General features: G+C 65.9%; 13 protein-coding genes. 9 read left to right on the top strand and 4 right to left on the bottom strand.

Annotated features, from left to right (window positions below; translation table 11 throughout):
• The first annotated feature begins 46 nt into the window (after positions 1-46).
• The 6 genes from BLW78_RS25760 (at position 47) to BLW78_RS25745 (ending at position 4649) form a co-directional block, all read left to right on the top strand.
• Positions 47-1507, top strand: coding sequence for a methyl-accepting chemotaxis protein (locus BLW78_RS25760; RefSeq protein ID WP_091682939.1), 1461 nt, complete (start codon positions 47-49; stop codon positions 1505-1507).
• A 279-nt stretch (positions 1508-1786) separates the two neighbouring features.
• Complete coding sequence (locus BLW78_RS31080) at positions 1787-2173, top strand: hypothetical protein (protein WP_139307748.1); 387 nt, start codon at positions 1787-1789, stop codon at positions 2171-2173.
• A 285-nt stretch (positions 2174-2458) separates the two neighbouring features.
• On the top strand, positions 2459-2662 hold the full coding sequence (locus BLW78_RS31075) for a hypothetical protein (RefSeq protein WP_139307747.1): 204 nt from the start codon (positions 2459-2461) through the stop codon (positions 2660-2662).
• 492 nt (positions 2663-3154) lie between these two features.
• Positions 3155-3523, top strand: a complete 369-nt coding sequence (locus BLW78_RS25755; RefSeq protein ID WP_091682937.1) for an SPW repeat protein — start codon at positions 3155-3157, stop codon at positions 3521-3523.
• 90 nt (positions 3524-3613) lie between these two features.
• Positions 3614-3835 carry a hypothetical protein gene (locus BLW78_RS25750; protein WP_091682979.1) on the top strand — a complete coding sequence of 74 codons (222 nt, stop codon included), beginning with the start codon at positions 3614-3616 and terminating at the stop codon, positions 3833-3835.
• A gap of 121 nt (positions 3836-3956) precedes the next feature.
• Positions 3957-4649, top strand: a complete 693-nt coding sequence (locus BLW78_RS25745) for a helix-turn-helix domain-containing protein (RefSeq protein WP_091682935.1) — start codon at positions 3957-3959, stop codon at positions 4647-4649.
• On the opposite strand, the gene BLW78_RS25740 is transcribed toward BLW78_RS25745, so the two are convergent.
• On the bottom strand, positions 4606-5553 hold the full coding sequence (locus BLW78_RS25740) for a LysR substrate-binding domain-containing protein (protein ID WP_244527059.1): 948 nt from the start codon (positions 5551-5553) through the stop codon (positions 4606-4608). The two genes, BLW78_RS25745 and BLW78_RS25740, sit on opposite strands and share 44 nt — an antisense overlap.
• A 336-nt stretch (positions 5554-5889) precedes the next feature.
• On the opposite strand from BLW78_RS25740, the gene BLW78_RS25735 reads away from it, so the two are divergent.
• The 3 genes from BLW78_RS25735 to BLW78_RS25725 all read left to right on the top strand — a co-directional run bounded on the left by BLW78_RS25735 (position 5890) and on the right by BLW78_RS25725 (position 9198).
• A complete protein-coding gene (locus tag BLW78_RS25735; RefSeq protein ID WP_091682933.1) occupies positions 5890-6168 on the top strand; it encodes a hypothetical protein in 279 nt (92 codons plus the stop codon).
• Between the two features lie 323 nt (positions 6169-6491).
• Positions 6492-8192 carry an ABC transporter transmembrane domain-containing protein gene (locus BLW78_RS25730; RefSeq protein ID WP_091682931.1) on the top strand — a complete coding sequence of 567 codons (1701 nt, stop codon included), beginning with the start codon at positions 6492-6494 and terminating at the stop codon, positions 8190-8192.
• Positions 8176-9198 carry an efflux RND transporter periplasmic adaptor subunit gene (locus BLW78_RS25725; protein WP_091682930.1) on the top strand — a complete coding sequence of 341 codons (1023 nt, stop codon included), beginning with the start codon at positions 8176-8178 and terminating at the stop codon, positions 9196-9198. Before BLW78_RS25730 ends, BLW78_RS25725 begins: the two co-directional genes overlap by 17 nt.
• Before the next feature lie 219 nt (positions 9199-9417).
• On the opposite strand, the gene BLW78_RS25720 is transcribed toward BLW78_RS25725, so the two are convergent.
• From BLW78_RS25720 to BLW78_RS25710, 3 genes are all read right to left on the bottom strand, one after another.
• A complete protein-coding gene (locus BLW78_RS25720; protein WP_091682928.1) occupies positions 9418-10278 on the bottom strand; it encodes a universal stress protein in 861 nt (286 codons plus the stop codon).
• Between the two features lie 115 nt (positions 10279-10393).
• Complete coding sequence (locus BLW78_RS25715) at positions 10394-10690, bottom strand: hypothetical protein (protein ID WP_091682926.1); 297 nt, start codon at positions 10688-10690, stop codon at positions 10394-10396.
• 51 nt (positions 10691-10741) lie between these two features.
• Positions 10742-13366 (bottom strand): cation-translocating P-type ATPase, encoded by a 2625-nt coding sequence (locus tag BLW78_RS25710; protein WP_091682978.1) that lies wholly within the window; start codon positions 13364-13366, stop codon positions 10742-10744.
• Positions 13367-13413: the final 47 nt, after the last annotated feature.

The following is a 13413-nucleotide window of genomic DNA, read 5'->3' as shown; positions in this document are numbered from 1 at the left end:
CTTATTGTCTCTAAGTCAAGATATGGCGTCCAATGAAAGTTGCGCCATGTTCCGTAAGTCTGCCTATAATGAAACCCAGGCCACTATCGACGCGCTAACGCGCTCATTGGCCATCATCGAGTTCGGTATGGATGGCACGATCCTGCGCGCCAACCCGAATTTTCTGGCCGTCGTGGGCTACGATCTGGCTTCCCTGCAGGGAAAACACCACCGGATCCTAGTCGGCGAGGAGATGGCCAATAGTTCGGAATACGACGAATTCTGGTCGAAGCTGCGAGCCGGCGAGTTTGCGTCCGGCGAATTTCCGCGCCGCGCGCGGTCCGGCGCGAAGGTCTGGCTCGAAGCCACCTACAATCCGATCCTGGGCTCCGACGGCAAGCCGTTCAAGGTCATCAAGTTCGCCAGCGACATCACGGCCAAGAAGAGCGAAACCAACCGACTGCTGCGCATGATCGACGAGATGCCGGTCGCCGTCATGACTGCAGACCCAAAAAACGACTTCAAGATCAATTACATCAACAACACCTCGCGCAAGACGCTGGAAGCTATCGAGCGGTATCTGCCGATCAAGGTCTCCGAGATGATGGGTCAGTCCTTCGACGTGTTCCACAAGAATCCGCATCATCAACGAAACATGCTCGCTGACGCGCGCCGACTGCCCCACCGCACCAAGATCAAGGTCGGACCCGAGACCCTCGACTTGCAGGTCTCCGCCATCACCGACGCGGATGGAGCCTATGTTGGGCCCATGTTGACTTGGTCGGTCATCACCGCACAGCTCGCCATGGCCGAAGACGTCGCTGGCGTCGTCGAGGCGCTCGGGACCGCAATCGGCGAGATGAAAGATTCGGCGGAGGGCCTGAACCGCTCGGCAGATGCGGCGAGCGAGCGCGCGAACTCCGTGGCGGCGGGATCCGAGGAGATGACCAGCTCGATCCACGAGATCTCGGGCCAGGTCGGGCGGGTCTCCGAACGCACCCAGCAGATCGCCAACCAGGCGACGGCGACGGACGCAACGGTGCGCAATCTCGCGGCCAACGCCGGCGAGGTCGACGCGGTGGTGGGAATGATCAAGTCGATCGCCGACCAGACCAACCTCCTCGCGCTCAACGCCACGATCGAGGCGGCGCGTGCAGGCGCGGCCGGGCGCGGCTTCGCGGTTGTGGCCACGGAGGTCAAGGAACTTGCCGGCCAGACGGCGCGGGCGACCGGCGAGATCACCCACAAGGTTCACGCCATCCAGAAGGCGACCGGCGAGGCCGTGACGGCGATCCGCTTGATCACCGACGAGGTGGCCGAGCTCTCGAAACTCACGCTGGCCATGGCGAGCGCCGTCGAGGAGCAGGCCGCCTCGACACAGGAGATGTCGTCCAACATCACTGGTGTCTCGGCCGCGGCCGGAGAGACGGGACAACTCGCAGAGATGGTCCGGCGGATCTCCGACAAGCTCGAGGCGCATTCCGCCGGCCTCGGTGCCAGTATGGAGAAGTATCTCAAGGCGGGTTGATGAGAGGCATCAGGAGGCCAGTCCAGCTTTCCGCTTCAGGCTCCCCAAGGGCGGCCTGAAGCGAACGCTGCTCGATCGCCCCTTCGTGAAGGCGCCGGCCCGGGCATGCTTTGCGACGCGCCAGATTGAGATCGTGCACGGCAGGATGCGGCATTCGTCTCCGCTATTGCCGAGACGAGTAAGCTTCGAGCGAATCAATGACATCGCGGGACGCAGCGCTGTTTCAGGTAGAGAGTTAAACGCTCTGTGATGATTAATTGCACAACACCGATAATCACTATGAATGACGGCGAGGCGGTGATCAGACGCTCCGGCGAGCGGAGCGTCGAGGGATTATTGCAGGATCCCGCAACGCGGGAGGTGCGACGATCACATGCCGGCCTCCTTGTTCTCGATTCGGACCACCGGCGCAGACAAACAGGCCAAGCGGTGAGCGATCTATTGAAGAAGACACAAGGCGAACGCCTCGCTTTGATCGGTGCACGCAACCGCGAGATGGCGGCCGACGATACGCGAAATCTCCTTCTGGAACGTCTGGGTCTTATCCAACGGATCGGAGGTCCGCGCCTGCATCATCTGCGCGGTAATTCCGTTATTAAGTGGACCATCACAGAGGCAGGCATGACTGCCCTCTCTGAGTTCATGATTGCGATAAATTGGGTCTGACCCACTAGAAACCGAGAAGTTCGCACGACGTTTGCGCTACGGTGGGATCCCCGTACTGCTGGCCGCATCGCTCCCACTTGTGAGGTCAGATTGGGAGGACGTGGATAGCTGCCATGTTCGCTTTAGGCGGGGCACTCTGTATAGGCAATCGATTGAAGCTGACCCGTCGCTTGCAAACGGCGCTTGGAACAGCTTTTCCGTAAAAGCTAGGTGCTGGTGCTATCCTTGGCGAGAACATTTTGCGTGCCAGCAGCGCCTGACAATGATAATCTAAGTTAGCCGTCGATGATGAGCACCGAGGCAAAATTAGCACTGCGACCATTTGAAAAGATTGCAACGATCGAGTATCATGGCACTCAATCAGGTGATTTTATTCAATTTACTGAATACAGTAGGAATTCACTGATTGGCCGTAATGCGCGTATTACTGCCTCAGAGGCAGCACTCGATGCGTCCGCTTCTGGGATCGACAAGGTCGCAGTTAATTGACTGTTGTGGGTCGTCAGCAGACCCAGGGTATGGGTTCCATCCATCAGAATTCGACCAGTAGCATGCGCTCGACCTGATCCTCGGGCCGTCTGTGACCATAGCTGGATTGCGCCAGTTCAAGGTCGTTTGGCGGCCTTCACGCCAGCCTGGAAGCCAGCCGGAACGGGGATGGCACCCGAGGTCCCTTCGACGTTGGGCCCTGGGCCGTTCCGCGTAAACCGCCGCACCCGCGAAGTCCAGCGGCGGGCTGCACGCTTGGGGACCGTCAATCAATCATCTGATCAGGTACGGGCCGGGCCGCCGGCTCCACGCATGCCGAGTGCCTGCGGGCTAAGGCGACGGGAGCTCCTCGCTCATCTTGAGCCACATCAATGCTTCGAAGCGACATGGTCGGATGCTCGATCTCAGGAGGCGGCAGGCCGTCTGCCGCCCCGGGGCCCCGTGTTCAGTGTGTCCGGTCCCGGTTCTCCCCTCTTCCGTAAGGAGGCAACGATGCGAACCATCGAGAACCGAACCGAGGACATGATCCCAAACGCCCTCAATGCCTTGCTCGGCGTCGCTCTGCTCATGATGCCCTGGTACCTGAGCCTCGGAAGCGAGACCGCCGGGGCCCAAAACGCTTTCGTGTGCGGGATGGCCATCGCAATTATCGCGGTGCTCGCCCTCAGCAAGTCCTACGACTGGGAGGAGTACATAAACCTCGCCGTCGGCCTCTGGGTGTCCATTGCCCCGTGGGCGCTCGGCTTCGCGGACTCGGCCGTGCCAACGTGGACACACGTCGTGATCGGGCTCGCGGTCGCCGCCCTGGCCGCATTCGAGCTCTGGCGGCTGTTCGTGTCCACCCAGGCGCACTCGGTCTGACCGACCGTCCGTCGCCGCAGCGGCCGCCCCGGTACCTCGCCCGATGCGGCCGTGGCCGATCTCCCCGGAGCCCCCTTCCCGGAGGCCGTCATGCCACTCGACCCAGTCGCGCTCGCCGACGCGACCTTCACGGCCGGCTGCGCCGGCATCTACGCCCTTCGCCGCCACGCCGACGTCGTCACGCTCGTCCTGAGCGGTCTGGCGTACGAGCTCACCACCGCCATCGGCTGGATGCTCGCGGGACGCAGCGGTCTGCTCGGTTTGTCCGATCCCGTTCCCGCTTGGGCGCTCGTGGCGACCGCCAGCATCTGACCGCGGCCAACGACGCTACGTAGTTGCCCTTAAGCGGGCCCGCTTAAGAAGCCGACCGGAATTTCGTCGATCCACGACCGACGCCAATCTCTTCTCATCGACGCAGGTGAGGAGCGAAGCGATGAGCACCGAGCACACGGCACGGACATCCACGCGGGTGCCGGTCGGCCATTTCGCTCCCGTACCGGGCCTCAACGAAAGCGTCCTTTTCGCCGGTTGTCCCGAGGTTATCGGTACGCCTTTCTCCTACACCCGCGAGGAGGAGGTCTACGGCGAGGGTGAGGAGGCCGAGTATGTCTACAAGGTCGTCGGCGGCGCGGTGCGCACACACAAGCTGCTGAGCGACGGCCGGCGACAGATCACCGGCTTTCACCTGCCCGGCGACCTGTTCGGGTTTGAGCAGGGAGAAAGTCATCGCCACACCGCCGAGGCCCTGACCGATACCAAGGTGCTGATCTTCAAGCGCCGGCAGGTCGAGCGCGCCGCTACCGGCAGTGCCGAGGTCGCGTGCCAGCTCTGGGGCATGGCCACGAACGACCTGCGGCACGCCCAGGACCACATGCTGCTGCTCGGGCGCCGCTCGGCGGCGGAGCGCGTGGCGACCTTCCTCATCGAGGTGGACGAGCGCCTTGGCGGCACCGGGACGTTCGCCTTACCGATGACCCGCCGCGACATCGCCGACTTCCTCGGCCTGACCATCGAGACCGTCTCGCGCACCCTCTCGCAGCTTGAGGAGGACGGCGCCCTGCAACGCGTCGGCGGCCGTCACGTTAGCCTGAGGCGCGCCCGGCTCCGCCGCGTGGTCGAGGACTGAGCTGGCCTTCGAATAGACTTGCGCTGGGGACGGCGACCCGCCGCTCCAGCGCTGCGATGACCGTCGTCGATAGAAGCTCCGCTGCCGGCGGGACGTGGCCTGGAGCCTGGTAGAGGACGATCTCCGTATCGGGGAGCTTCGGCAACCCGAAGCGGCCCGAGATTGACACCATGTCCGCTGGGATCATCTCCGTCGGCAGCACCGTCACCCCGAGACCGGCCTGCACGGCAGCCTGCAATCCGGCCAGGCTTGGGCTGGTGTAGACGATGCGCCAATCCCGACCCGCGGCATCGAGGGCCGACAGCGCGCGCTTGCGATAGACGTCCGGCGCCGGTGACAGGACGAGCGGGATCGGGCCGCCGTCTCCCGCGACCAGACGCGGCGACGCGACCCAATCGAGCACCTCCCGCCAGACCTTCGTCCCGCCGGCTGGACCTTGCGGCTCTCGCTTGAACAGGATCAGGTCGTACCGGCCCTTTGAGAAGTCATCGAGCAGGTTGACCGTGAAGTCGCAGTTCACTTCGAGCGCAACCTGCGGGTGAGAGCGGGCGAAGCACGCCAAAACCTCCGACAGGTGCGTGGTCGCGAAATCCTCTGGCGTTCCTAGCCTGACCACCCCCGTGAGTTCCGGAGTGACGATCCGAGAAAGGGCCTCGGCTCCCAGCTTGAGGATCTGCCGTGCATAGGTGAGCAGCACCTCGCCCTCGGGTGTCAGCTTGAGTCCCCGGCCGTCACGGTCGAACAGGCGACAGGTGAGGCCGTCTTCTAGGCGCTTGATCTGAAGCGACACGGTCGACTGTGTCAGGCGCAACCTGCTGGCCGCGCGCGTGAAGCTCCCATTGTCGACGATGGCGACAAAGGTGCGCAGCAGGTCGAGGTCGAAAGGCAATGATGGGCCGGGCATCGACCTCACGTCAGGTCGTCGGGGCCGGATCTCAAGCTCCCAGATCGAGCCTCCACAGGGTCGGACCGACTCTTGATGGCGCCATGTGACTCAACACACATCGGCTGCTCGTTGGATGCTGCGAACGAGGATTAAACATCGAAAGGCCTTTTACAGCGCATTGAGTATCATTTGCTTTTGCAATGACTCCCATTAAAGTCTGGAAATTGTAGATCGTAGCTCATCGCTACAAATCATTCGCGTGGATGAGGCGAGCGATATTGGTGAACATGGATCCGCTCCAACCTTGATCCACGGGAAGGTCATAACGACCGCAAACCTGATCGGAGACGAGCGATGAAGGCGTCGAAGAAGTTATCCGTCGTGTCCGTCGCGGCCGCGCTCAGTGTCGCGCCGCTCTCCGCTGCGTTCGCCGATTTGCGCGTAGGCCCTGGATCGCGACCCCTCCCGCAGACGACATGGGACGGCCTCTCAACCGGCTCGATCTTACCCGGTGAGGTCCTGACCCCCGCGGTCGGAGGCTGCCGCCGGAGTTCGGCCCAGGAAGGCAACGCCGACCAGCAGCACTTCCCTGTGCAGCAGTACGGCCAGACGTCGGGTGGCTACCGCTGCTGAAGCGGGTGCCCTGCCTTGACCCGATAGCCGTCCGGTTCACGGGAATAGCCGTTGCCAACGTGCTCCGCCGTGTCACCCGGTATGGCGGACCGCGCTTGCAATCCCTGCCTTCAGGGCAGCCGCCGCACGCCCGGCGGCTGACCGCCTGTCTCTTCGATCCAAGCCCGTGAGAATCGAGCGTCGCCCAAGCCAGGCGGCCCGAGCCGGTTTCGCAATCCTGCACCACCACGATTTTCAGCGTTCTCCGAGGCCGCGCTCCGCACTTGGCCGGAATCGCCGTCCTCCTCGCACGCCCTCGTTCCAGGCTGGAAAGCTCTCGCCCCATGGATGCCACGCACCACACACCCCTGACGGTCGCGAAAGCCTGCGGGCTCATCTGCCGCCTTCTCAAGCCGGAGGCCGGCTTCGTCGGGACGGCGGTCGTCTACGGGATTGCCGTGGCGCTCCTGGGCCTCGCCGTGCCGGTGTCTGTTCAGCTTCTGATCAACTCGGTCGCGAACACGGCGCTGCCGGCGCCCCTGTTCGTCCTGTCCGGGCTACTCCTTGGCCTGTTGCTCACCGCCGCTCTGCTGAGCGCCGCGCGGATCTATGTTCTGGCGCTGTTCGAGCGGCGCGTGTTCGCGAGAACGGTCGCGGACATCACCCTTCGCGCCCTCCATGCCAGGAACCCGCATTTCGACGATGGCCGCCGCAGCGACCTGTTCAATCGCTTCTTCGACCTCATGACGGTCCAGAAGGCGGTCCCACATCTTCTGGTCGGCGGCTTTGCGATCCTGCTGCAGTCCGGGATCGGTCTCGTCCTAACGAGCTTCTATCACCCGTTCTTCCTCGCCTTCAATCTGGTGGTTGCCGCCGTGCTCGTCGTCATCGCACTTCTCTGGGCGGGGCCGGCGGTCCGGTCCGGCGCGGCGCTGAGCCATGCCAAGCATGAGATGGCGCGCTGGCTTGAGAACATCGGCAGTTCGAATGGCTTCTACAGGGACGGCGGCCGGCTCACGACCGCTCTGGCCCGTTCCGAGGCGTTGACGGCCACCTACGCGAAGGTGCATCGCCGCCACTTCCGACACACCTTCGCGCAGACCATCGGATTCCTCTTGGTCTACGCGGTCGCGAGCGCCGGCCTCTTGGCGATGGGCGGTTGGCTGATCCTGCAAGGGCAGTTGTCGCTCGGACAACTCGTGGCCGCGGAACTCGTCCTGTCGAGTGCCTTCTACGGGATTTCGCAACTCGGCTCCCATGCGAGGACCTTCTACGACCTCGCCGCCGCGCTCCACGAACTTTCGCTGTTCGAGGGTATCGAGCAGCTGGGCGGCGACGGATGGAGCGGCCCGGGCCCCGCCGATGGGAACCTGCGCCTGCGCGACGTCGAGCACGACGGCCTCCGCTTCGACTTCGCAGTCGAGAGCGGCGAGATCCTCGCCGTTGCCGCGGACGAGGGTGTCGAGCGGACGCTCGCGGCGCTCATTGAGCGGAGGGTTCGGCCGCAGCATGGATGGGTGATGGTCGGGGGAGCCGACATCGCGGCGTTCGGTGCGGAGCGGCTGCACTCGGAAATCGTCGTCCTGGACCGGCCGACGCTCGCAGAGATGACCATCCGCGAGTACCTGTCGGCCGGGAATGGGACGTGCCCCGCGAGGATCCACGAGTGCCTGGATCGTGTCGGATTGGCAGACCGCATCCGACGCCTGCTCTCCGGGCTCGACACGACCCTATCCGCGTCCAGCTCGCCGCTCTCGCCGGGCGAGGCCGTCGCGTTGAAACTGGCCGCCGTCCTGCTCCATCCCCCAAAGCTCGTCGTCCTTTCGGTGCTGTTCGACCTGCTGCCACCGGATCGCGTGGCGGCAGCGCTCGCAGGGTTCCGAGCGGTGGGCACGACGGTGCTGCACGTCACCGGCCGCCCCTTGCTGCCGATCCACGACGACCAGATCCGGCTGGGTCCCAACGGTTATGGTCGCTTCACCGAACGTGAGGCACCGCTCGATAAGGCGCTACCGAGGGAGAGGACGCATGCTGTCGCGGCCTGAACACCTCCGTCATTTCCCAACCCTGACCGGGATCCGGCCTCCCCGCGCGGCGGTCGCCCTCGGGTGGATCATCGGTATCGGGACCGTTCTCGCGGTCCTGATCCTCCTCTACGTGCCCTGGGCTCAGACATCGGCTGGGATCGGGCGCATCATCGCGCCGAACCCAGCCGACCGGGTCCAGACGGTCACGGCCCTGGTCCAGGGCCGGGTTGAGCAATGGTACGTTGAGGATAGCCAGCGGGTTCGCGCCGGCGATCCCATCGCCCGTCTCGTCGACAACGATCCGTTCCTTCTCAAGCGGCTCGCCGCCGAACGGGAGCAGATCGAGGCCGAGATCGCGGCTGCCGATCAAGCCGTTAAGGTGGCGGAGAGCCAGGTCAGCCAGACGCGCGAGGCCGCCGAGAAGGGCTTCGTGACCCGGCGCAACTTCGAGTCCGCGCAGATCCGCGTGGCGGAGCAGCGCGCCAAGCTGGCCGGGGCCAAGGCCAAGCTCAGCCGCCTCGACGTGACAGTGAACCGCCAATCGGCGCAGCTCGTGCGCGCCCCGAGGGACGGTCGCATCCTGCACATCAACGCCGCCGCGGCCGGTACGCTGGTGAACGCGGGGGACACCCTGGCCACCCTCGCGCCGCACGCGCCGGAACGCGTCGTCGAGCTGATGGTCGACGGGCGAGACATCGCCCTGATCCGGCCTGGTCAGAGCGTGCGCCTCGCCTTCGAGGGCTGGCCCGCCATCCAGTTCAGCGGCTGGCCCTCGATAGCCCACGGCATGTTCGATGGGCGGGTCCGTGCTGTCGACCCCTCGGCGCAACAGAGCGGCTTGTTTCGCGTGCTGGTCGAGCAGGACCCCGAGCGACCCACATGGCCTGACGTTGATTTCATCCCGCTCGGAGCAAAGGCGCGGGGCTGGATTCGGATGGAGACGGTGTCGATGGGCTACGAGCTCTGGCGGGTGCTTAACAATTTCCCGCTGGAGTTTCCAAAGCAGCCCAGCGCTTCGTCCTGAAAGATCGCCCAAAAAGCGGAGCGGGGACGGAGCCCAGGCCGAATGGCTGTCCGGGGCCGAGCTGCCTCCTGTGCCGGGATAGGCCTTGCGGAGCGCGTGTGGCGCCGGACTATGGCGTGCCGGTGTCAGCGTCTGCGCGCCAGGGAGTCTTCCGACCCTCGCGAAGCTTTGGGCGCAGGTGCCGGAAAAGCCCGGGCGCGACACCCGGCGCGTGATCGTTCAATGGGCGAGGAACAGCGGTACCGGGCTTCGGGTCAGGAGTGACCGGGTTGCGCCGCCGAGGAACCATTCCTGCAGGCGCGGGTGTCGGTAGGCTCCCATCACCAGCATGTCCGCGCGGAACAGTCCGACCTGGGCCCTCAACGTCTCCGCAACGTCATCGACGACAGGCAGGACGTTCACCGAAACGTTCACGCCATGACGCGCGAGGTGCGGCGCGAATTCGGCGCCGGCGGCCGAGGCCGACAAGTCCTTCTCGCCGACCACCGATACGATCTCGACCGCCTCGGCAGCGCGCAGGAACGGCAGCGCGTCGTTTGCGGCCCGGGCAGCCTGTGCGCTTCCGTCCCAGGCGACGACGACCCGCCGCGCGGAGAACGCCGAGCGGCCCGCGGGCACGACGACGAGCGGACGTCCGCTCCCGAACAGGACCCCGTCGATCAGGTCGCGGTCGAGATCCACCTCCCGCGACTCGGCATCCAGGACGGTCAGGTCGGCGAGCCGAGCGCGAGAAGTGACTCGTGCGATCAGGTCCGGATAGGCGAGCGCAGGCGCCTCGGCCGTACAGGTCACGCCCGCACTCGCGGCGTCCCCGGCGACGCGTTCGGCAACGGACTGCGCTAGGATGCGCAAGCGCCGGTTCTCGCCCGCGACGAGGTCGTTGACGAACCCCAAACCCGCTCCGCCGACCATGGTCAAACGACGTGCAGCGGACTGCACGGTCAGGTGAGAGCCCGCCGTGGCGGCAAACGTGAGGCCATAGCCGAGCGCCGTCTCGGGCTCGTCGCCGCGGCCCTCCTCGGTGACGGCGACCAGAATGTCGCGGAACGCGGCGAGGGGGGAGGAGGACGGGAGGGACATGAGGGGTCCAGACTGCCTTGTCGCCCAAGTCTCCATCGTAGCGGCGGGCCCGCCTTGATCCAGCGCAACACCGGGACGTTCAACGACTGCGCCAGGTCATCTGCATCCGGCCCGATCATGGCTTCCGGAAGCGGGAAACGGCGCGCTCGACGGCCCTGGCGAGCGTCTCAAGCCGCGGCTTCAGCGACGGGATGTCCTCGCTCAAGAGGGCGAGGCCAAGGGGGAGCATCCAGAGGCCGAGGATGGGCAGGAACGACAGCAGGCCACCCCCGATCAGCGCGAGCGCCGCTGCAAGCCGCACCGGGCGCCGCGATGGCTTTCTCAGCCACGTGACCGCCTCGCGCAGGCGCACGGGAAGGCGGCCGGTTAACCGCTCAACCCGTGCATCCCAATCGGCCGCAATCGGGTTCATCGCTATCCTGCTCCCGTTTGAAAGCTCGCAAGGATACCCACGTCGCCGGTGTCAAAGACCGTCGGACCTCAAACGGTGCGGCCCTCGCGCGGACCGCTTGATTACTCCTGCGACGAAGGTCCCGAATTGGACGACCAAGAGCGGCGCGAGGCTCGCCGGTAGTACGATTGCCCAGCCGTTCCAGCCGAGAGAGGCAAGGCCGAGCACGGCGCCGACGGGAGGAAGGTAGGCCGGTCCGACGAGCAGCGCCGTGCACAGGAGCAGCGCGGCCCAGACCCAGGGATTGCGCGTGACCTCGTTCCGGAAGTGCTTCGAACCGGAGGCACGCATGTTGAACACCTGCCAGAGCTGGGAAAAGGCGAGCGTCAGGAACGTGACCGTCACGATGGAGGCTCGGTCGAGGGCGAGCCAGAACTCGGCAACGGCCAAGGCGCCGAAGGTCGATGCCGTCATCGCGCCGGCATGCAGGACGATCCGGACCCATTGATTTCGCCCGAGGATGGGCTCCTTGGGGTCCCGCGGCGGCCGCTGTAAAATGTCGTCGCGACCCTCTCCCAACGCCAACGCGAATGCCGGGAAGACATCGGTGACGACGTTCAGGTAGAGGATCTGCAAAGGCAGGATCGGCAACGGCAAGGTCGACACGACCGCCAGCCCGACGACCATCACCTCGCTCAAGTTACAGGCTAGGAGGTAGGCGACGAACCGGCGGATGTTGTCGAAGATGACCCGTCCCTCCCGGATCGCGCCGACGATGGTCGGAAACGCGTCGTCGAGGAGGACCATGGCGGCTGCCTCGCGCGCCACGTCCGTCCCCCGCTGACCCATCGCGACACCGATGTCCGCCTGCCTCAGGGCCGGGGCGTCGTTGACGCCGTCGCCGGTCATGGCGACGACCTCGCCCACGTCCTGATAGGCACGCACCAGCGCCAGCTTCTCGGCCGGGCTCACCCGCGCGAAGACCGCGATGTCCTCGTGCCCGTCCGGCAGGCCGCCAGCGGGAGCCCCTTCCGCAACCTTGTCCTCCGGTCGGGCGAGCCCGATTGCGCGCGCGATGCTCCGCGCCGTGACGGCGTGGTCGCCGGTGACCATTACGACGCGTATGCCGGCAGCGCGGCAGGCTGCCAGCGTCCCTGGAACGTCCTCCCGGGCGGGATCCTCCAACCCGACCAGCCCGAGGAACGTGAGCTCCTCGAACGGATGGATGTCCCTCTCGTCCGTCATCTTCTCGGCACAGGCGATGACCCGCAGGCCCCGTGCGCCGAGATCCTCGACCCGCCGCCGCCACAGGTGGCGGTCGACAGCGTCGAGCGGGCGGTCGCGCTTTCCATCGCCGGTACATCGCGAGGCGGCGAGCACGGCCTCCGGAGCGCCTTTGACCGCCACCAAGTAGCGCGGCCCCGAAGCGTGGACGGTCGCCATCATGCGGGTGTCCGCCTCGAAGGCGTGCTTCCCCACCTTCGGCCGGTCGTGCAGTAGGGCTTCGCGGGCGAGGCCCACGGACCGCCCCGCTCGCAGAAGCGCCTGTTCCATCGGGTCGCCGCTGCCCTCTCCGACGCCTGCTCCGAGGGCGGCATCGTTGCAGAGCACGGCGACGCGGAGCAGGCGTCGAGCTTCGTTGGACGGGTCGCACCCTCTCTCGGATACGGGCAGATCGCCCGAAGGCGACGACAAATGCCGCACCGTCATCCGGTTCTCGGTGAGCGTGCCCGTCTTGTCGGTCAGGATGAGGGTCGTGGCCCCGAGCGTCTCGACGGCCGAAAGGCGCTCGATGAGCGCGTTCCTGCGCGCCATCCTCCACATTCCGCGCGCGAGCGTCAGGGTCGCCACGATGGGCAGCCCTTCCGGAATGGCCGCGACCGCCAGTGCGATGCTGGCTTCGATCGTCAGGCGGAGGTCCTTGCCGGTCGCCACGCCGACGCCGGCGAGGAGAACGACCACCATCAGGACGACCCAGACCATCTGCCGGGACAGGTGTTCCAGGCGACGCTCCAGTGGTGATCTCTCCGGCTCGGCCTGCTCCACGAGGCGGGAGACGCCGCCGAGCTCGGTTCCGGCGCCGGTCGCCACGACGACGCCGGTGGCACTTCCGCGGGTGACCAGCGTTCCCCGGAAGAGCATCGACGAGCGCTCGGACAGGAGCGCGTCCGGAGCGACCGGGTCCGCCGACTTGTTCGCGGGCTTGGATTCCCCCGTGAGCGACGACTCGTCCGCGCCCAGGTTCGAAGTCTCGACCAGCCGGATGTCGGCCGGGACCGCATCCCCGCCTTCCACCAGCACGATGTCGCCCGGGACGAGATCCTCGGCCGCCAGCACCCGGACCTGCCCGTCACGACGGACGCGGGACGAGTGCGTCCCGAGCGCCCGCAATCCCTCGACGGACCGCACCGCCCTCAACTCGGTGAAGAAGCCGAGACCGGTGTTGACGGCCAGGACCGCTACGACGGCGACGACCTCCCGCCAATCGCCGAAGTAGAGCGAGAGCCCACCGGCCGCCGCCAGCAGGTAGACGACGGGGCTGGCAAGCTGGTGCAGGAACAGGACGAGCGCGCCGGTCGGCTCCTTCGTGGCGATTACGTTTCGACCCGCTCGGGCGAGCCTTTGCCGGACCTGCGCCTCCGTAAGGCCTATGTGCACGCTCGTCCCGAAGTGCCCGGGAACGTCCTCGACCGGCATGGCATGAGCCTGCCCCATAGCCGGCATGGCACGGTCGGTCGCCACCT

This window comes from Methylobacterium sp. 275MFSha3.1 (assembly GCF_900108435.1).
Taxonomy (GTDB): Bacteria; Pseudomonadota; Alphaproteobacteria; order Rhizobiales; family Beijerinckiaceae; genus Methylobacterium.
This window is presented reverse-complemented; position numbering and strand designations above follow the sequence as displayed.